Origin of the sequence: Streptomyces misionensis, assembly GCF_007896895.1 — a bacterium.
GTDB lineage: Bacteria > Actinomycetota > Actinomycetes > Streptomycetales > Streptomycetaceae > Streptomyces > Streptomyces misionensis_A.
On sequence record NZ_VOGW01000050.1, the window covers coordinates 1 to 18,932 of the forward strand.

The following is an 18,932-nucleotide window of genomic DNA, read 5'->3' on the forward strand; positions in this document are numbered from 1 at the left end:
CCGTCTCCCGCTCCGCCCGCGCGAGCAGCTTCGTCGCGATCAGCACCTCCAGCAGGCCCAGGGCGTCATCGACCGCGCGGGACGTCGGGCAGACCGCGGGGGCCAGCAGCGTGGCCGGGCGCCGGGAGTCGCCGTGCCGCTTGAGACAGCGACGCCTTGCCCTCGACGCCGTACCGCGACAGCTCCGCCAGCCGCCACGTCGGTATCCCGGACACGTCCGCCTCTCCCATTCCGAGGTCGGTGATCTCCCCGGCCCGTTCCAAGGCCCACTGCATCTGCGGCCCGGAGATCCGCACCGGGCCCCGCCGGAGCCGGTCCAGCTCCGAGACCCGCGCCACCGGCTCCACCGTCAGCAGCGAGCCCAGGACCGCCCGCTGACCGGTACTCAGCAGGCCGCACAGGGTGTCCCACCGGCGGTTGTCCGCCGTCTCCCGGACTGTGCCCACCAGCCGGGCCAGGCGGCTCGCCCCGGGCAGCAGCACTCGGCGCTCGCGCAGCCACCGACGCCCGCTTCCTCCAGGGCCTGCCGCAGTTGCCCGGCGGCGCCGGGGAGCGACGCGCCGGGACGCGCCGTGCGTCCGGGCCCACACGCGGCTGCCGGGCACCGGCCGTGTCACCGCCGCCCGCCGAGGCGTGCAGGGCCACCGCAACTCCCGCTCCGGCCACCAGCACGACCCCGGTCGCCCTCCAGGCCCGGGCCCGTCTCCCCCGCGGCGCGCGAGCGCCGCCTGCGAGACCGGCCCCGGTCCTTCGATCGTGGCCGGTCTCGGTGCGTCAACCGGCGACGGTGGTCAGGTTGCCGGGCACGTAGGCTCCACCCTGGTTGTTGAGGATCACGCCGAGCCGGTTGGTCGCGTTGATCATCGCGACGAGGGAGACGAGAGCGATGGCCTGCTCCTCGTCGTAGTGCTTGCGCACCCGGGCCCAGGTCTCGTCAGTGACCCCTGCACGTCCGTCGATGATGCGGGTGCCCTCCTCGGTGAGGGCCAGCGCGGCTCGCTCGGCATCGGTGAACACGGTGGAATGCCGCCAGGCGGCGACGAGGCTGAGCCGGGCCGCGTCCTCGCCGGCCGCGGCGGCGTCCTTGCTGTGGATGTCGACGCAGAAGCCGCAGCCGTTGATCTGGCTGGCTCGCAGCTGCACCAACTCCTGGGTGGATCTGGGCAGCGGCGACTCCTGGATGACCTGGCTGACGGCGTAGATCCGCTTGCCGACCTTCGTGCCGAGCTCGGTGTCGAACAGGTTCATACGGGTTTCCATCGGGGCTTCCTCACTCATGGAATCGTGGGGCTGATGCCCATGAGGCGCCGGTCGCCGCGCTCCTGTGACACGGGGCAGACGTGACGTGGGTCATGGTGCGCGGCTGTCACAGAACCAAGGCCAGTGGCGTCCCGTGTACGACACGCACCACACGTAGCGAGACAGAAGTCGGGGAGCTGACGATGGTGGACAGGGATGCCGGAATCGACACGGGGGCGACCACGGCCACGGCCACGGCCACGGATAGCTTCATTTCCCACCGCAATCTGCTGTTCACGGTGGCCTACGAGATGCTGGGCTCGGCGGCCGACGCCGAGGACGTCCTCCAGGAGACGTGGCTGCGCTGGTCGGGCGTCGAGCACGCCGCAGTCCGCGACCCGCGCGCCTTCCTGGTCCGCATCACCACCCGCCAGGCTCTGACCCGCCTTCGCACACTCCGCCGCCGCAAGGAGTCCTACGTCGGCCCATGGCTGCCCGAGCCGCTGCTCACCGCGCCCGACGTGGCCGAGGACGTCGAGCTCGCGGACAGCGTCTCCATGGCGATGCTCCTCGTACTGGAGACCCTCGCGCCGACCGAGCGTGCCGTGTTCGTGTTGCGGGACGTCTTCGACCTGGACTACGACGAGATCGCGCAGGCCGTCGACAAGACCCCGCCCGCCGTCCGCCAGATCGCGCACCGCGCCCGCGCCCACGTCGCCGCGCGCCGCCCTCGCGAGACGGTCTCCCCGTCCCAGACCCGCGACGCGCTCGCCGCCTTCCAACAAGCGGTTGCAACAGGCGACTTGACGGGACTCCTCGACATGATCGCCCCGGACGTCGTCCTCCTGACGGATGGCGGCGGAGTCGTCCGGGCCGCCGTGGAACCGGTGGCGGGCCTGGCGGACGTGACCGAGGCCCTGGCCAGGCTCAGCGGTGCCCTGCTGCGACCGACCCTGGTCAACGGTCACCCGGCCCTGATCATCCGCCGCGACGGCCGGATCGACACGGTCGTGACCCTCCGTCTGGACGCCGGCCTCATCACCGGCCTCTACGCCGTCCGCAATCCTGACAAGCTGTCACGCATGAACCGCGAGACAGCGATGAGCCGCTGACGCCGGGACCGCCGCCTGGGCCAGCGCCGCAACGGGCGTATCACCGCGGGAACCGGAGGTCCGTAGCGCATCCCGACGATGAGGTCCCACGTAACTACCAGCCGCCCAGGAAGCGATGGCCTCCGGGCCAGCCCTTATCTGTCGTCGAACGATCGTTTGCCGACAGGCAGGCGGCGCGAGCGATGAACTCGTGCAATCCGGGGACTCGCGGCGGCGCGAATCCAAGCAGATCCGATGGTGATTGCCGACGGGGATTTCACGGGGCAGCCCCTCGCCGCCGCCCGGCGAACTCCGACGCGACCTCCAGCGCGAGCTGACCGACTACGGACTGCGCGCCGCCGAGACCAAGAGCGCGAAAGGCGGGTGCCGCTCCGCCGTCGCGGCCACGAAGACCGCCGACTTACGCACCGCGTACCTGGAAGGCCGCTCCATCGCCACCCTCGCCCGCGACCACGGCGTCAGTCGCGGGGCGATCCGTACCGCCGTCGCCGACCTCCTGCCCGACCACACCGCCATCGAGGAGGGCGCGCCCGCCCCGGAGCTGCCGGTCACCCTCGACATGCCGGCAAGGTCGCCGACCACCTTCGCACCACCGAGCCGGAGCCCCCCGAGCGCGCCGCGCTCGACCAGGGGACACCCGTACGGCGCGGCCAGGGCTACACCCGGCGCGTCAGCGCCGGCCCCGCCGTAAATCGAGGGGCTCCTCGCCCACTGCCAGCCACTCGACGGCGGCCACGGCGTGCCCGCGGTCCCGGCCGCCCGCAGTGGGGCGAAGATCTCCGTGTGCCGGATGACGTCGCCCGGATTTGGCCCTGCGGGCAGCGGACGGCGGCCTTGGTGCCGCCTGCGGAAGCAGCGGTGTCGACGGCGACACCGCTGCCCGCGCAGGTGAACCGCGCCATGGAGAAACGCAACTCCCTGGCCCGTGCACACAGTTCACCTCCACCATCATCCGACGCTTGACGTCGTTGCATCCCCTGACCCCCATCTGCCGGACCAGGGGACCGGTGACGCGCCGGTGCGCGACGTGCTACGGCGCCACGTCCTCCAGTTGTCGTCCGCTCGTTTCCTCCGCGGCCGCCCCCGCCGTGAGCGAACCGATCAGGGCCACCGCCGCGAGGGTCACGAACACGGTGCCGAGCGCGCCGTCCGCGTAGACCGCGCCGACCACGATCGGGCCGAGGATGACGCCGAGGCGGTTCATGGCGCCGCCGATGCTGGAGCCCAGGGCGCGTATGCGGGTGGGGAAGATTTCGGGGGTGTACAGGTACAGGCAGATGTTGGAGCCGAAGAGGAAGACGCTCGCCAGCGAGGTCCACACCAGCACGCCCACGGCCGAACCGCCGGAGAGGACGCCGAGCAGGAGCAGGGTGACGGCGGCCGCGCCCAGGCACCGGGTGACCGTGCGGCGGCGTCCGGCGCGGTCCACGGTCAGGGCCACGAGCAGGCAGCCGACGAGGCCCGCGCAGGAGGTCACCGTCGAGTACCCGAGTGCTTCCGACAGGCTCAGGCCGAAGCGGGTGCCGTAAATGGTGGGCAGCCAGGACGTGATGCCGTAGTTGACGAAGTAGCCGGTGAACCACAGCACACCGACGACCAGCGTGCGCCTGCGGTAACGGCCGCGGAGCAGTTCCCGCAGGCCGCTTCGGCCCTCGGGCGCCCGTGCCGCGGGCGCCGCGGGGGCCGGCTCGGGCAGGGGTGCGCCGGTGGCCCTCTCGACCTTCCGCTCGATCGCCGCCATCGTCTCCAGGGCCTGCTCGTGGCGTCCGCGGTCGGCGAGCCAGCGCGGCGACTCGGGCACGCAGCGGGCGATGAGCAGGCACAGCGCTCCGGGAATCGCCGCGAGGCCGAACATCCAGCGCCAGCCCAGCAGCGGCACCAGCCACGAGGCGAGCAGGGCGCCGGCGGTCAGGCCCGCCGGGAAGACCAGCTCGTACAGGAGGACGAAGCGGCCCCGCTGGTGGGTGCGGGTGATCTCGGCGATGAAGGTGGCCGCGACCGGCACCTCGCCGCCGATGGCCAGGCCCTGGACGAAGCGGGCGGCCATGAACGGTGCGGGTGAAGTGCACACCGTGAGCGCCAGGTTGCACAGACTGGACAGGGCGATGCAGGCCGCGATGACCTTCACCCGGCCGAGGCTGTCGGCCAGGCGGCCCGACAGCAGTGCCCCGGCGAGCATGCCCACCGAGCCGACGGTCATCAGCGCGGTGGTCTGCCCGGTGCCCAGCTGCCATTCGGCCCGTAGCTGGGGCAGTGCGTAGGCGATGAGCAGCTGGTCGAAGGCCTCGAAGAAGGTCACGGCGCCGATGACGAGGCGGACGGTGACGTGCCAACGGCACAGGGGCAGGCGTTCGAAGCGGGCACCGATGGCGGCGGCGAGGGCGGCGGCGTCGGGGTGGCGGCCCGCGGTGGGAGCGTCGAGGGTCATGGAGGGGGCCTCCGGCTTCCGCGCGGGATGTCGGGACGCGCGGGAGTGGTAGGGCCGGGCGGGACGGGCCTGAGCGGCCCTGCGTACGCGCGGCAGTGAGAGACGGGAGGGCTCGGCGGTCGGGGGACAGTACCTGAGGGTGCGCCGGCAGATCTCCCCGCCGACCGGTTGCGTAAGGGCTGAATGTTTCAGCGCTTAGGTTGTACCCCTTGTTCGACGGGGGCCGTCAAGGGGTCGCCGCCGGGGAAAAATCATCGGGCCCGCCCTCTTGCGGACCGAATATTTAAGCCCTTAGATTTCAAGCGCTTCGCCGATGGACCTCGGCTCCGTGAGCGGGCCGCCCGCGAAGCTCCCCCTGCCACTCCTGTCCGGAGGTTCTGCCATGCCGCGCATCCCACCCGACGAGATCCTCATCGCGGGCGCGTTCCGGCGCGGCGCGGGCGCACCGATCGAGACGGCGGACCCGGCCGACGGCACCCTGATCACCACGGTCCACGCCGCCTCGCCCGCCGACGTCGACGAGGCGGTCGGCGCCGCCGCGGCAGCGGCCGCCACGCCCGCCTGGCGCGACCTGCTGCCGCACCGGCGCGCCCGCCTCCTGCACCGGATCGGCGACCTGATCGAGGAGCACGCCGCCGAACTGTCCGCGCTGCAGACCGCCGACACCGGCAAGACCCTCACCGAGACCCTCGCCCTGGCCATGAGTGCCGCCGGCACCTTCCGCTACACGGCCGCCGCGCTCGAGACCGCCGAGGACTCCCTCACTCCCGCCCGCGGCCCCTACGTCACGATGAGCGTGTACGAGCCGATCGGCGTGGTCGGCGCCATCAACCCGTGGAACTCGCCGATCGCCTCCGACGCGCAGAAGGTGGCTCCGGCCCTCGCCGGCGGGAACGCCGTCCTGCTCAAGCCCGCCGAGTGGACGCCGCTCGTCTCACTCGCCTTCGGCCGCCTGGTCCATCGGGCGCTCACCGAGGCCGGGATGCCGACCGCGCTGCTCTCCGTCCTGCCGGGCAAGGGCAGTGTCGTCGGGAACGCGATCGTCACCCATCCGCTCGTGCGACGGATCGGGTTCACCGGTGGCACCGCCACCGGCCGCACCATCGCGCGCGCCGCCGCCGACAAACTCGTCCCGGCCTCCCTGGAACTGGGCGGCAAGTCACCGACGATCGTCCGCGAGGACGCCGACGTCGAACAGGCCCTGGCCGGTGTGATGTTCGGGATCTTCTCCTCCAGCGGACAGTCCTGCATCGCCGGGTCGCGGCTCTTCGTGCACCGCTCGCTCTACGACTCCTTCCTCGGTGAACTCGTCGAGCGGGTGCGGAAACTGCGGGTCGGGCCGGGAACCGACCCCGCTACCCAGGTCGCCCCGCTGGTCCACCACCGGCACCGTGACGCGGTCGCCGCCTACGTGGACCTCGCGCGCGCCGAGGGCGGGCGGGTCCTGTGCGGCGGCGCCGCCCCGCAGGGCGCGGCCCACGCGGACGGCGCCTACTACCTGCCGACCGTCATCGACGGGCTGCCCAACTCCGCCCGGGTGTGCCAGGAGGAGATCTTCGGCCCGGTCCTCGTCGCGCTTCCTTACGAGGACGAGGACGACCTCGTCGAGCAGGCCAACGCCAGCGTGTACGGCCTGGCCTGCGGCATCTGGACCCGCGACGCCCGTGCGGCCTGGCGGCTGGCCCGGCGCATCGAGGCGGGGACCGTCTGGATCAACACCTACAAACAGTTCTCCATCTCCACCCCTTTCGGCGGGATGAAGGACAGCGGCCTCGGCACGGAGAAGGGCCGCGACCTCATCCGCGCCTACCAGCGGCAGAAGTCCCTGTACTGGGGCACCGCCGCCACTCCCCTGCCCTGGGCCCGCTGACCCACACCCCGGAGACCCTCACCATGACGCACCCCCCGATCGCCCGGCTGCGCGCCCTGCGCTCCGTGGAACTGCTCACCCCGCACTTCGCCGAGGCCACCGACTTCTACGAGCAGGCCTGGGGCCTGGAGGTCGTCGAGGCCGAGCACAGCTCGAGCTGGCTGCGCGGCACCGGCGAGGAACACCACGCCCTCAAGCTCACCCGTGCCGACCGGATCGGCCTGGGCAAGCTCGCCTTCGCCGTGGGCACCCCCGCCGAGATCGACGAGGCGGCACGCGGACTCGAGACACGCGGCATCACGCCGGTCAGCGGGCCGGGACCGCTCGACCAGGTGGGCGGCGGCTACGGCCTGCGGTTCCGGGACAACGACGGGCGGCTGATCGAACTGTCCGCCGACACCTGGGCGGTGGCGGCCCGCGGACGTGACGCCGCAGTGCCGGTCGGCGTCACGCACGCGGTGCTCAACACCCCTGACATCGACGCGTCGGTGGCCTTCTACCAGGACGTCCTGGGCATGCGTGTCTCGGACTGGTCCGAGCACCAGATGGCGTTCCTGCGCTGCAACAGCGACCACCACTGCGTCGCCTTCAACCAGGCGGCCTGGGTGTCCCTGAACCACGTGGCGTACGAGATGAACTCGGTCGACCACTTCATGCGCGGCCTCGGGCGGCTGAGGCACCACGGCATCACCCCCGCGTGGGGGCCGGGCCGGCACGGGCCCGGCAACAACACCTTCTCCTACTTCACCGACCCCACCGGCCTCGTCTGCGAGTACACCTCGGGGGTCGCCCAGGTCGTCGAGGACGCCTGGATCTGCAAGGTGTGGCGGCGCACCCCCGAACTGTCCGACGTGTGGGGCACCGCCGGACCGCCGTCCCGGCTGATCCGCGCCCACATGGCGGGCACGCCCGACGGCGGCCCCGTCGTCCCGCCCGTCGATGCCGAAGGAGCCCTCGCATGAGCACCCCCACCCCGCGCCGCGTCGGCCTGATCGGCTGGGGCGCCATCGGCCGAGTCGTCGGCGGCGCGCTCGCCGCGGGCGACATCCCGGGCGCCGAGCTGGTGTGCGTGGTCGACAACCGGCCCGTCGGGGACGCCGCCCCGGTCCCGCAGTACACCGTCGAACAGGCCCTGGACCACTGCGACCTGATCGTCGAGGCCGCCGGGCAGGCCGTCGTGCGCGAGTGGGGCGAGGCGATCCTCGCCTCCGGCACCGACCTGCTCGTCGCCTCGACCGGCGCCCTGACCGACGAGGAACTGGCCAAGCGGCTGCTGCACACCGGGCCCGGCCGCGTGTACTTCACCGGCGGCGCGGTCGGCGGACTCGACCTGCTGCAGGCCGTCCGCGCCATGGGGCCCCTCGACGAGGTGCGGCTGACCACCACCAAACTGCCGTCCACCCTGGAACAGCCGTGGATGGACACGGAGTTGCTGGCACGCATGCGGTCGGCCACCGGGCCGGTCGAGGTCATGACGGGGACCGCGCGGGACGTTCCGGTGAAGTTCCCCAAATCGACCAACGTCGCGGCCTCCGTCGCCCTCGCCGTCGGGGACCCGGAGACGGTGCGCGTCAGCGTCGTCGCGGACCCGGCGGCCCGGCACACCTCCCATGTCATCGAGGCGTCCGGCGCACACGGGGACTACCGCTTCGAGGTACGGCACCTGCCGGACGCCACCAACCCGGCGACCAGCCAGGTCGTCCCGTACGCGGTGCTCCGTTCGCTCGCCGCGCTCGCCGGGCGGACGGGGCAGATCCTGTGACCGCCTACGACATCTTCGGCCTGCACCTGGAAGAGGCCGGCGACAGCGGACCGCTGCTGCTGTGCCTGCACGGCATCGGCTCCTCCTCGGCGGCCTTCGCCCCGCAGCTCGCGGCACTGGGAGACCGCTTTCGGGTCGTCGCCTGGGACGCGCCCGGGTACGCGCGGTCGGCCGACCCCGAACAGCCGCTCACGATGGACGACTTCGCCGACGCCGCCGCCGAGGTGATCCGCGCCCGGGGCGGCGCCGCCCACGTCCTCGGCGTCTCCTTCGGCGGCGTGATCGCACTGCGGCTGGCCGTGCGCCATCCCGGCCTGGTCGAGTCGCTGATGATCTGCGACTCCTCACCCGGCTCCGGCGCCGACCCCGAGAAGGCTGCCGGGATGCGGGCCCGCGCCGAAGAACTCGCCCGGATCGGCCCGGAGGCCTTCGCCGCCGCCCGCGCCCCGCGCCTGGTCTCCCCCGGTGCGTCCGCCGACCTCGTGCGGCGCGTGACCGCCGCCATGGCCGCCTCGGTCCGCCTGCCGGGCTACGCATACGCGGCCGAGGCCATGGCCTCCACCGACCTGCGCGGCGAACTGCACCGCATCACCGCGCCCACCCTCGTCCTGTGCGGCGACAAGGACCGGATCACCGGCCCCGACAGCTCACAGGTCCTGGCCGGCGGCCTGCACAAGACCGCCTACGTGATCGTCAAGGACGCCGGTCACCTGGCCAACCAGGAGCAGCCCGAGCGCGTCAACGCCTGGCTCGCCTCCCACCTGCACATCGTCACCGACCACCTCGCTCACGCCAGGAAGGGCTGATCACCATGCCTTTGACCACCACCGAGTACGACAACGGCGGCGACCTCGCCACGTACACCGACTCCCTGATCGCCACCAAGGACTCCCGCGAACCCGACTGGGGCACCCTGTCCTTCCAGGAGAAGGCGGGTCCGCAGTACAAGCGCGCGCAGATCCGCTACGTCGGCTCCGGTGCCACCGGCAACCACGAGGACGACAACCGGATCATCCCCTCCGGTGGCTTCACCTTCTCCAACATGCTGCTGCCGCCCGGCGCCGAGGGCCCGGCCCACACCCACCACGACGTCGAGGAGGCGTTCTTCGTCCTGGAGGGGAAGGTCCGCGTCGGCATCCACCGCGGTCCCGACGAGGTCGAGTACCGGACCCTCGGTTACCGCGACATGATCGTGGTGCCGGCCGGCGTCACCCGCTCGCTGAAGAACGAGGGCGACACCGAGGCGCTGTTCTGCGTCGTCATCGGCACGCAGAAGCCGCAGGTGCCGACGTACCCCGAGTACTCGCCGCTGTACGGCGTCACCCGTGACTGAGCCCGCCGCCCGGCGCACCGTCGTCGTGACGGGCGCGGGCCGTGGCCTCGGCGAGGCCATGGCCCGCCGCGCGGCGGCGGACGGGTTCCGGGTGGTGGTCGCCGAGCTGAACACCGCCTGGGGCGAGCGGACCGCCCAGGCGATCCGCTCGGCGGGCGGCGAGGCGGAGTTCGTGCCGCTGGACGTCTCGGACCCCGAGTCGGTCGCCGCGCTCGCCGACCGGCTGGCCGGCTCCGGTCCCGTCTACGGACTGGTCAACAACGCCGCGCTGGCCAACGGCGTCGGCGGCAGGGAGTTCCAGGACATCGACATCGAGGTCTGGGACCGGCTGATGGCGGTCAACGCGCGCGGCCCCTGGCTGGTGGCCAAACACCTGCTGCCCCTGATGAGCCGGCCCGGCCGCATCGTCAACATCGCCTCCGACGCCGCCCTGTACGGTTCGCCCCGGCTCGCCCACTACCTCGCCTCCAAGGGCGCGGTCGTCTCCCTCACCCGGGGCATGGCCCGCGAACTGGGCGAGCAGGGCATCACCGTCAACGCGGTCGCCCCGGGCCTCACCGAGGTCGAAGCCACCGAAACGGTCCCGCGGGAGCGCCACGCGCTCTACGCCACCCACCGCGCCATCACCCGCCCGCAGCGGCCCGAGGATCTCACCGGACTCGTCGCCTACCTGCTCGGCGAGGAGTCCCGCTACGTCACCGGACAGGTGCTCGCCGTCAACGGCGGCTTCACCATGCACTGACTTCCCCCACTCGACCCCCTGCAAGGAGTACGTCATGGATCTCGGCCTCGCCGACCGCACGGTACTCGTCACCGGAGGCAGTTCCGGCGTCGGCCTGGCCACGGTCCGCGCCCTGCTCGACGAAGGCGCCCGCGTCGCCACCTGCGGGCGTGACGGCGAACGTCTCGCCAAGGCCGCCGCCCGGCTCGGCGCCGGACCCGACCGCCTGTTCACCGCCACCTGCGACGTCCGCGACGGCGACGCCGTACGCCGCTTCACCGACGCCGCCGCCGCCCACTTCGGCGGACCCGTCGACGGCCTGGTCAACAACGCGGGCCAGTCCCGCATGAAACGCCTGGACGACACCACGGCCGAGGACTGGCGTGACGAACTGGAGCTGAAGTTCACGGGTGTCCTCAACCCCCTTGCCGCCGCGCGCCGGTACCTGCGCGCCTCGGACGCGGCCTCGGTGGTGAACGTCAACGCCGTGCTGGCGAAGCAGCCCGAGACCCGCCTGATCACCACCAGCGCCGCCCGCGCCGGCATCCTCAACCTCTCCAAGTCCCTGGCGCACGAACTCGCCGCCGAGGGCATCCGGGTCAACTCCGTCTGCCTCGGCCTGATCGACACCGGCCAGTGGACCCGCAGGCACGCCGCCGCCGACAGCGGCCTCGGCTACGAGGACTGGCAGGCCGAACTGGCCGCCGACCGCGGCATCGCGCTCGGACGGCTCGGCCGCGCGGACGAGGTGGCGTACGCCGTCGTCGCGCTGCTCTCCCCGCGCGCCTCCTACATCACCGGAACCAGCATCGACGTCTGCGGCGGAGTCGGCCGCGGCATCCTGTGAGGAGCCTCTCCATGCAGTACGACAACGGAGGCGACCTCCTCGTCGCCCATCTGAAGTCCCTCGGCATCGACACCGTCTTCGGCATCGTGTCGGTGCACAACCTGCCGCTCGTCGAAGCGGTCGACCGCGAGCTGCGGTTCGTACCGGTGCGCCACGAGGCCACCGCCGTCAACGCCGCCGACGGATACGGGCGGGCCCGCGGCTCCATCGGGTGCGCGCTGACCTCCACCGGAACCGGGGCGGGCAACGCGGCCGGCTCGTTGATCGAGGCCCTGGCGTCCGGCACGGCGGTCCTGCACGTCACCGGGCAGATCGAGTCCGCCCACCTGGGCAGCGGGCGCGGATTCATCCACGAGACGAAGGACCAGCTCGGCATGCTGACGGCCGTGTCCGCGTACGCGGCCACCGTCGGCTCCGCACGCGACGCCGGACGACTGCTGCGCGAGGCATCGGCCGCCGCGCTCACCGCGCCCGGCGGACCCGCCAGCATCGAGTGGCCCATCGACCTGCAGTACGCGCCCCAGCAGGACACGGGCGAGACGGTCACCGCCGCCCCGGCCCCGGTGCCGGACCCGGCAGCTCTCGACGCCGCGCGCGAGCTGCTGGCCTCCGCCCGCCGTCCGCTGATCTGGGCGGGCGGCGGCGCCACCACCGCGCGCGAGGAACTGCTCGCCCTGCTGGAGGCCACCGGTGGCGGCCTGCTCACCTCCAACTCCGGCCGCGGCAGCGTCCCCGAGGACCACCCGCTGGTCATCGGCAACTTCGCCACCACCCCGCCCTGCCGGGCCCTCCTCTGCGATGCCGACCTGCTTGTCACCATCGGCACCCACTTCCGCTCCAACGAGACCGCCGACTACGGACTCGAGCTGCCCGCCGCGCACCTCCAGATCGACGTCGACCAGGCCGCCCTCGGCCGGGTGTATCCGGCGTCCCACGCCCTGCACGCCACGGCCGCCGCCGTCCTGCCCGCGCTCACCGCCGCCGCCCGCCGCGCGGACGACGACTGGACCGCCCGCGTGACCACCGTCCGCGACGACGTACGCGCCGGCCTGCACGACGGCATCGGCCCCCAGGCGGCCGTCTGCGACGCGCTCGCCGCCGCCCTGCCGCGCGGCGCCGTCGTCGCCCGGGACGTCACCATCCCCTCCTCCTCCTGGGGCAACCGGCTGCTGCCGATCCACGACCCGCGCGCCAACGTCTTCCCCCGCGGTGGTGGCATCGGCCAGGGCCTCGGCATGGGCATCGGTGCCGCGCTCGCCCGGCCGGGGCAGCCGACCGTCGTCATCGCCGGCGACGGCGGCCTCGCCGTGCACCTCGGCGAACTGCTCACCGTCGCACAGGAGCGCCCCCGCCTGACCCTGATCGTCTTCAACGACGGCGGATACGGAGTGCTGCGCAACATGCAGGACAAGTACAGCGAACGCCGCTCCGGCGTCGACCTGTTCACCCCGGACTTCGCCCCGCTCGCCGCCGCCTGCGCCCTTCCCTACGCACGCGTCGCCTCGGAGGCGGACGCCGCACCCGTCCTGGAGGCGGCCCTCGCCTCCGACGGCCCGACCCTCGTCGAGGTCGACCTCCAGGCGCTCGGCCCGATGAAGAACCCGTTCACCCCACCCGTCACGATCCCCGCCGCGTAGGGAGGCCACCGCCATGACCGCTGACCGCGAGTACGAACTCGACCTCCTCGTCCGCCGGATGACCTGGGAGGCGGAAGGCGTCCTCTCCGTCGACCTGGTCCGCCCCGACGGCAAGCCCCTGCCCGCCTGGACCCCGGGCGCCCACCTCGACCTGCACGTCGGCGGGCACGTCCGCCAGTACAGCCTGTGCGGCGACCCCGCCGACCTCACGGCCTACCGCCTGGGCATCCTCGACGAGCCGTCCTCGCGCGGCGGTTCCCGGCACGTGCACGGCAAGCTGCGCCCCGGCCAGAGTGTCCGGGTGGCGGGTCCGCGCAACCACTTCGCCCTGGAACCCGCCGCGTTCTACGTGTTCCTCGCGGGCGGCATCGGCATCACCCCGATCCTGGCGATGGCCCGCCAGGCCGAGCGGGACGGGGTGCCCTACCGGCTCGTCCACGGCGGCAGGACCCGCGCCACCATGGCCTTCGGCGCCGAGCTGACCGCGCTGACCGGCGGCGAGGTGACCCTCGTACCGCAGGACGAGCAGGGCCACATCGACCTGGCGGCCGCCCTGCGGGACCTGCCGGACGACACCCTCGTGTACTGCTGCGGACCCGAACCGCTGCTGAAGGCGGCCGAAGAGTCCTGTCCCGCGGGCCGGCTGCGCGTCGAACGGTTCGCCGCGCCCGCCACCGTGGCACGCGCGGACGACGACACCGCCTTCGAGGTGGAATGCCGTACCTCGGGTGTGACCCTGACCGTCGGCGCCACCACCTCCATCCTCGAAGCCGCCGAGAACGCGGGCCTGACCGTCACCTCCTCCTGCCGCGACGGCATCTGCGGATCGTGCGAGACCCGCGTCCTCGCCGGCACCCCCGACCACCGCGACCACCTGCTCAGCGAGGCCGAACACGCTGCCGGCGAGACGATGATGATCTGCGTCTCCCGCTGCGCCTCCGACCGCCTCGTCCTGGACCTGTGACCCGTACGGAGAGCGAGAGATTCATGACCACCCACACCTGGCCGTACCTGGACCCGCACCAGAGCCGGGACCACGAACCCACCCCGTACGAGCTGAAGCTCGCCCGCACCCTGGAGGAGATCTTCACCCGCGACGGCCACGAAGCGGCCGACGTCGTGGCCGGGCTCAACGCCCGCCAGGTCCGCACCCCCGCCGGTGAACCGTGGACCGAGGAGACCTTCCGCACCGAGATGCACCGCCTGGGAGCCTGACATGACCCTCTCCACGCACGACACCGCGACGCACATCTACGCCCACGGCCTGCGCAACCAGTGGCACCCGGTGGTCCCCTCCCACTTCGTCCGGCCCGGCGGGCTGCGCAAGGTCACCGCGCTCGGCGAGAACTGGCTGCTGTTCCGCAAGGCGGACGGCACCCTGTCGATGCTCGCCGACCGCTGCCCGCACCGCGGCGCCCCGCTCTCCCTCGGCAAGCACCTGGGCGACCGCGTCGCCTGCTGGTACCACGGCGTCGAGGTCGACGGCTCCGGCACGGTCACCTCCGTGCCCGGACTGCCCGGCTGCAACCTGGAGGGCAAGACACTCGTCACCTCCCTGCCCGTGCGCGAGGTCGGCGGCGCCGTCCTCGCCTACTTCGGCGACGAGGAGCACCCCGAGCCGGTGGACCTCACCCTCCCCGAGCCGCTCACCGACCCCGACGTCTCCTCCTTCCTCTGCTACGCCGAGTGGAACGTCCCGTGGCGCTTCGCCATGGAGAACCTCCTCGACCCGATGCACGGCGCGTTCCTGCACCACGAGTCGCACACCATGTACGACGGCGACACCACGGCCAAGTTCCGTATCCGGGAGACGGAACGGGGTTACTTCTTCGAGAAGACCGACCAGCGCGGCGTCAACTTCGACTGGGTGGAGCTGTGCCGCACCGGCGTCGACTGGGTGGACCTGTCCATCCCGTACCCGCCGTCCGCCGGACCCGGCGGCCCCTTCGGCATCGTCGGCATGGCCTGCCCGGTGGACGCGGGGCGCACCGGCGTCTTCTTCTGGCGCTACCGCGAGGTCTCCGGCTGGCAGCGCGACACCTGGCGCTTCCTCTACCGGACCCTCATCGAGGAACGCCACTGGCAGGTGCTGGAGCAGGACCGGGTCATGCTGGAAGCCATGCCCGCCGACGCCGACCAGCAGGAGAATCTCTACCAGCACGATCTCGGGGTGGTCCGCCTGCGCCGCATCTACCGGACACAGGCCGAGCAGCAGTCGAAGGCGCCCGCGGCGGCTCCGGCCCCATGACCGGGAGGCCGCCGTACGCCGGCGGCCGCGTCGTCCCGGCGGTCGGTCAGCCGGCCGACTCCTCCTCCGGTCCGGGCGCGTCCGAGTCGACGATGGAGCCTTCCAGCTTGGAGAGCAGGCGTGCCAGCTGACGCCGCTCGGCGGGGGAAACGCCGCCGAGCATCCTCCGCTCGTTCTCCAGGTGCTCGGTGAAGACCTCGTCCACCTTGCGCAGTCCGGAGTCGGTGAGCCGTGAGTAGACGACACGGCGGTCGTCGGCGTCCCGCTCCCGGACCAGCAGGCCGTCCTTCTCGAGACGGTCGAGGCGGAGCGTGACCCCCGCCGAGGAGATCAGCCCGGATGCCGCCAACTGCCCGGCGGTGAGCCGGTACGGGGCGCCGGAGCGGCGCAGCGCCGTGAGCACGTCGAAGCCGGCGACGGACAGGCCGTGCCGCTCGATCTGCGAGGTGAGCCGCGCGTGGTACTGGAGGTAGGCGCGGTGCAGCCGGGCCAGCACCTCCAGCGGCGACGTGTCCAGGCCGGGGCGTTCGCGCGCCCAGTCCTCGACGATCCCCGCCACGGCGTCCGGTTGCTTCGCCGTTCTGCGCTGAGCCATGCCACACCCCTCGCGGCTCGTCCTCTCCGGGGCGCGCGTTCCACCGCCACACGCCCCGGAGAAATCTTAGCCCTAAGACGTTGCCGCCATGACGCATGCCTGTTCGACGTCAGGTGTCCCGGTGCGATGCGGGCATGGAGGGGAAGGCCGGCTCGGGGGGCTCCTCGCCGGCGAGGGCGGCGTCGACGCGGGAGCGGATGTAAGCGCCGGTCACCGGACAGCTCAGCGGGTGGTCGGCCGGGCACCGGAGCATGTGCCGCAGGATGGCGGCGGCGCGGGAGAGCCGGTCGATCCGGTCCTGCACGGCGTCGTGCCGGGCGGAGATGAGCGCGTGGCGTTCGGGCGCGTGCTCGCTGGTCATGATGGCGGCGGTGTCGGCGAGGGACATCATGCCGTCACCATGCCAGAGCTGCGCGTAGGCGAGCCGTTCCAGGGCGCCGCGGTCGTACTGTCGCACCCGGCCGCGCCGCGCGGTGGGCTGGATCAGTCCGCGTTCCTCGTAGTAACGCAGGGTCGGTACCGAGACTCCGAAGACGCGGGCGACTTCGCTGATCGAGTACAACCGCTCCATGGGGTCCTCCGGTCCGGACTTGCGCTCAAGCGGACTTTAGCGCGCAGGGTTGAGCCGAGCCCAACCGCCCAGAGCCTGGAGAGTCCTGCCATGCCGGTGTCCCCGCCGCCGACGGCGAACGCTGCCGTCACCCGTGACCGCACCGCCCCACCGCATGTCCCGGGCGCCGGCGTGCTGCTCGTCGTCGCCTTCGTACTGGTGAGCCTGAACACCCGGGTGTCCTTCGGGCAGATCGGGCCGCTGGCGCCCGTCGCGGGATTCAGCCCCGCCGTGATCTCGCTGCTGGGGCTGCTGCCGCCGCTGTGCATGGGCGCCTTCGCGCCACTCGCGGCCGTGGCCCGGCGACGGCTCGGTGAGGAACGCGGGCTGTGGTGGGCCGGCCTCGTCCTTGTCGCCGGCGCCGTGCTGCGCATGCTCGGCATGCCCGGTCTGATCACCGGCACCGTCGTGGTCAGCGCGGCCACCGCCGTGGTCAACGTGCTCATCCCCGTACTGGTCCGCAAGCGGTTCCCGCGGGAGCGGGTCGGCACGATGATGGGTGTCTACGCCTTGTCGATGGGGGCCGGCTCGGCACTGATCGCGGCCGTGGTCGTCCCCGTGGCCCAGGCCACGGGGAACTGGCAGCCGGCCATCGGCCTGGCCGTCATCCCCGCAGCCCTCGCTGCCGTCGGCATGACCACACAGCTGCGCCAGCAGCCGCCACGCCCCGTCGGGACCTCCGGCACCGAGCGCTCCGGGCGCCCGCACGTGGCCCGCACGGCAGTCGCCTGGAGCCTCACCGCCTTCTTCGGCGTCCAGACCCTGGCCTTCTACACCGTGCTCGCCTGGCTGTCCTCGATCCTCGTCCAAGCCGGTCACGGCCGTGGTGCTGCCGGTACCGGCCAGGCCCTGCTCATCTGCGGCGTGGCCGTCGGCGGATTCATCGCGCCAGTCCTCGCCGCGAAGGGCCCCGACCAGCGCCCGCACATCCTGAGCACCGTCCTGGTCTGCGTCGCCGGCCTCACCGGGCTCATGCTCGCCCCGAGCTCCACCTCAATGCTGTGGGTCATCGTCCTCGGCCTCGGACTAGGGGCCGGTCAGGCTCTTCCCGGGGTGCTCTACGCACACCGAGGAAGCGACCACGCCCACGTGACAGCCCTCTCCACCATGGCGCAGACCTGCGGCTTCCTCTTCGCGGCCACCGGCCCCGTCCTGGCCGCCGCCCTGCACACCGCCACCGGCACCTGGACCGCGCCACTGGGCGCCCTCACCGCCGCCCTGCTCATCAGCGCGGCAGCCGGCATGCGGGCCGGCCACGACCCCGAGTGATCGGGCACGGGCCCCGGTCGCAGCGCGCGCCGGAGCGGAACCACACGTACGGGACGCCGGCGATCCGACGCGGCCCCGATACGAGTCGCCGCCCCGGGGCTCCCGGACGGACCGTGGCCGCAAGGCGTCGCGCCACACGTGTGGTGACCGAAGCCGAGCCCGCGCCCACCCGGAGGCTGAGCCGGCGAGGCGACGCAGTGATCGAGGGGCCGGCGTGGTCCCAGCCGCCCTCGCCGCCCCCTGCGGGACGCCTTCGCCGCTCTGCTGCGGTGCGGAGCCCGGGACCCGAGAGGGGCGGCGCTACTCCACCGCTCCGGTGCGGAACGGCTGACCGCCGTCGTCGATCCGTAGCGTGCCCGAGCGGGGGCCCTGGGTCCATCTCAGTTCCAGGTACCAGCGCACCTCGCTCTTCGACGTGTGCGCGGTGACGTCCAGGACCACGGGGGTCCCGGCGGACGCCTCGTACGGGAAGCCGCGCCTCGGGCTCACGGCCCGGGGCGCGGGGGCGTCCAGGTCCACGGCGAAGGGGTGCTGCGCGCCTGTGGCCTGGCAGTCCGCGTAGGTGACTTCGGCGGGCGGGGTTTCGGCGGACAGTACCCGGACGTCCATGGCGGTCATGGTCACGGGGCCCTCTGCCGTGCTTCGCACCTTCAAGCGGAACGTCGTGGGACGGGTCCGAGTGCCGTCCGTCCGGGGGCAGTCGTCCTCGGGCGGGACGACGGCCGCCGAGAGGGGAACGTTCCCTCCGGCCGCCCCGGCCGCCCCGGCCGCCCCGGCCTCCTCGGTCGACGGGGCGGGCACCATGATGGCCGGGACCGTCCGGTCCGGTGCCGACTCGGCGCGGAACCAGTCGATGACCAGCGCTCCGGAGGTGCTGAGGGCGACCACGGTGGCCCCCAGCAGGACGTACCGGGAGACGAGTTGGCGGACTCGCGGCGTCGGCTCCGCGACAGTCGGCGGACTCTGGACGACCGGTACCGGCGCGGGCACCGGCACCTCCGCGTCCTCCGACGGGCTCGCCCCCCTCCCGCGCCGCGCCTCGTCCGCCACCGCCCATCGCCGGTGCAGCTCCAGCAGCTCCTCGGGGTCCGCCCGGCAGATCCGGCCGAAGCGTTCGACCGGGGCGAACTCGGCCGGCACCGAGTCACCGGTGCAATAGCGGTGCAGCGTCGAGGTACTCAGGTGCAGCCGGCCCGCGACAGCGCCGTAGCTGAGGCCCGCGCGCTCCTTCAGCGAGCGCAGCATCTCGCCCAGCCCGGCC

General features: G+C 72.8%; 19 protein-coding genes and 1 pseudogene. 14 read left to right on the top strand and 6 right to left on the bottom strand.

The features are described from left to right. Window positions 1-500 (bottom strand): annotated as a pseudogene (locus FRZ03_RS08885) (Tn3 family transposase); the annotation flags it as partial. Window positions 501-774: 274 nt separating this feature from the next. Then, a complete protein-coding gene (locus tag FRZ03_RS08890; RefSeq protein WP_146464622.1) occupies window positions 775-1,260 on the bottom strand; it encodes a carboxymuconolactone decarboxylase family protein in 486 nt (161 codons plus the stop codon). A 182-nt stretch (window positions 1,261-1,442) separates the two neighbouring features. Between FRZ03_RS08890 and FRZ03_RS08895 the strand changes: the two genes are divergently transcribed. Next, the gene (locus FRZ03_RS08895) at window positions 1,443-2,351 is read left to right on the top strand and encodes an RNA polymerase sigma-70 factor (RefSeq protein WP_146464623.1); all 909 of its coding nucleotides are present in this window, start codon (window positions 1,443-1,445) and stop codon (window positions 2,349-2,351) included. Between the two features lie 241 nt (window positions 2,352-2,592). Then, window positions 2,593-3,042, top strand: a complete 450-nt coding sequence (locus tag FRZ03_RS40140; RefSeq protein ID WP_261398747.1) for a hypothetical protein — start codon at window positions 2,593-2,595, stop codon at window positions 3,040-3,042. Between the two features lie 339 nt (window positions 3,043-3,381). Here FRZ03_RS40140 and FRZ03_RS08905 read toward each other — a convergent pair whose 3' ends face one another. Then, complete coding sequence (locus tag FRZ03_RS08905) at window positions 3,382-4,779, bottom strand: MFS transporter (protein ID WP_146464624.1); 1,398 nt, start codon at window positions 4,777-4,779, stop codon at window positions 3,382-3,384. Window positions 4,780-5,161: 382 nt separating this feature from the next. Here FRZ03_RS08905 and FRZ03_RS08910 point away from each other — a divergent pair, with 382 nt between their 5' ends. From FRZ03_RS08910 to FRZ03_RS08960, 11 genes are read left to right on the top strand one after another with little or no spacing between them, the layout of a single operon-like run. Then, on the top strand, window positions 5,162-6,649 hold the full coding sequence (locus FRZ03_RS08910) for an aldehyde dehydrogenase (RefSeq protein ID WP_146464625.1): 1,488 nt from the start codon (window positions 5,162-5,164) through the stop codon (window positions 6,647-6,649). A gap of 23 nt (window positions 6,650-6,672) precedes the next feature. Further along, the gene (locus FRZ03_RS08915; protein ID WP_146464626.1) at window positions 6,673-7,611 is read left to right on the top strand and encodes a VOC family protein; all 939 of its coding nucleotides are present in this window, start codon (window positions 6,673-6,675) and stop codon (window positions 7,609-7,611) included. Further along, entirely contained in the window at window positions 7,608-8,411 is an 804-nt protein-coding gene (locus FRZ03_RS08920) for an aspartate dehydrogenase domain-containing protein (RefSeq protein WP_146464627.1), read from the top strand. The genes FRZ03_RS08915 and FRZ03_RS08920 overlap by 4 nt, the downstream gene beginning before the upstream one ends. Further along, window positions 8,408-9,217, top strand: coding sequence for an alpha/beta fold hydrolase (locus tag FRZ03_RS08925; protein WP_146464628.1), 810 nt, complete (start codon window positions 8,408-8,410; stop codon window positions 9,215-9,217). Before FRZ03_RS08920 ends, FRZ03_RS08925 begins: the two co-directional genes overlap by 4 nt. 5 nt (window positions 9,218-9,222) lie before the next feature. Continuing rightward, entirely contained in the window at window positions 9,223-9,744 is a 522-nt protein-coding gene (locus tag FRZ03_RS08930) for a cupin domain-containing protein (RefSeq protein WP_146464629.1), read from the top strand. Next, window positions 9,737-10,486, top strand: a complete 750-nt coding sequence (locus FRZ03_RS08935) for an SDR family oxidoreductase (protein ID WP_146464630.1) — start codon at window positions 9,737-9,739, stop codon at window positions 10,484-10,486. Before FRZ03_RS08930 ends, FRZ03_RS08935 begins: the two co-directional genes overlap by 8 nt. A gap of 34 nt (window positions 10,487-10,520) precedes the next feature. After that, entirely contained in the window at window positions 10,521-11,312 is a 792-nt protein-coding gene (locus tag FRZ03_RS08940; protein ID WP_146464631.1) for an SDR family oxidoreductase, read from the top strand. Between the two features lie 11 nt (window positions 11,313-11,323). Next, a complete protein-coding gene (locus tag FRZ03_RS08945) occupies window positions 11,324-12,949 on the top strand; it encodes a thiamine pyrophosphate-binding protein (protein WP_146464632.1) in 1,626 nt (541 codons plus the stop codon). 13 nt (window positions 12,950-12,962) lie between these two features. Further along, complete coding sequence (locus tag FRZ03_RS08950; RefSeq protein WP_146464633.1) at window positions 12,963-13,913, top strand: PDR/VanB family oxidoreductase; 951 nt, start codon at window positions 12,963-12,965, stop codon at window positions 13,911-13,913. A 23-nt stretch (window positions 13,914-13,936) separates the two neighbouring features. After that, window positions 13,937-14,164, top strand: coding sequence for a recombinase-like helix-turn-helix domain-containing protein (locus tag FRZ03_RS08955; protein ID WP_146464634.1), 228 nt, complete (start codon window positions 13,937-13,939; stop codon window positions 14,162-14,164). Window position 14,165: 1 nt separating this feature from the next. Continuing rightward, complete coding sequence (locus tag FRZ03_RS08960; protein ID WP_146464635.1) at window positions 14,166-15,197, top strand: aromatic ring-hydroxylating oxygenase subunit alpha; 1,032 nt, start codon at window positions 14,166-14,168, stop codon at window positions 15,195-15,197. A gap of 46 nt (window positions 15,198-15,243) precedes the next feature. Here the strand turns inward: FRZ03_RS08960 and FRZ03_RS08965 are convergent, their stop codons facing one another. Together FRZ03_RS08965 and FRZ03_RS08970 are read right to left on the bottom strand one after the other, a co-directional pair. Then, the gene (locus tag FRZ03_RS08965; RefSeq protein WP_146464636.1) at window positions 15,244-15,792 is read right to left on the bottom strand and encodes a MarR family winged helix-turn-helix transcriptional regulator; all 549 of its coding nucleotides are present in this window, start codon (window positions 15,790-15,792) and stop codon (window positions 15,244-15,246) included. A gap of 109 nt (window positions 15,793-15,901) precedes the next feature. Continuing rightward, window positions 15,902-16,363 (bottom strand): MerR family transcriptional regulator, encoded by a 462-nt coding sequence (locus FRZ03_RS08970; RefSeq protein ID WP_146464637.1) that lies wholly within the window; start codon window positions 16,361-16,363, stop codon window positions 15,902-15,904. Window positions 16,364-16,453: 90 nt separating this feature from the next. Here FRZ03_RS08970 and FRZ03_RS08975 point away from each other — a divergent pair, with 90 nt between their 5' ends. Continuing rightward, entirely contained in the window at window positions 16,454-17,671 is a 1,218-nt protein-coding gene (locus FRZ03_RS08975) for an MFS transporter (protein ID WP_146464638.1), read from the top strand. Between the two features lie 300 nt (window positions 17,672-17,971). Here FRZ03_RS08975 and FRZ03_RS40145 read toward each other — a convergent pair whose 3' ends face one another. Then, window positions 17,972-18,916 carry a helix-turn-helix domain-containing protein gene (locus tag FRZ03_RS40145; protein ID WP_464862162.1) on the bottom strand — a complete coding sequence of 315 codons (945 nt, stop codon included), beginning with the start codon at window positions 18,914-18,916 and terminating at the stop codon, window positions 17,972-17,974. Window positions 18,917-18,932: the final 16 nt, after the last annotated feature.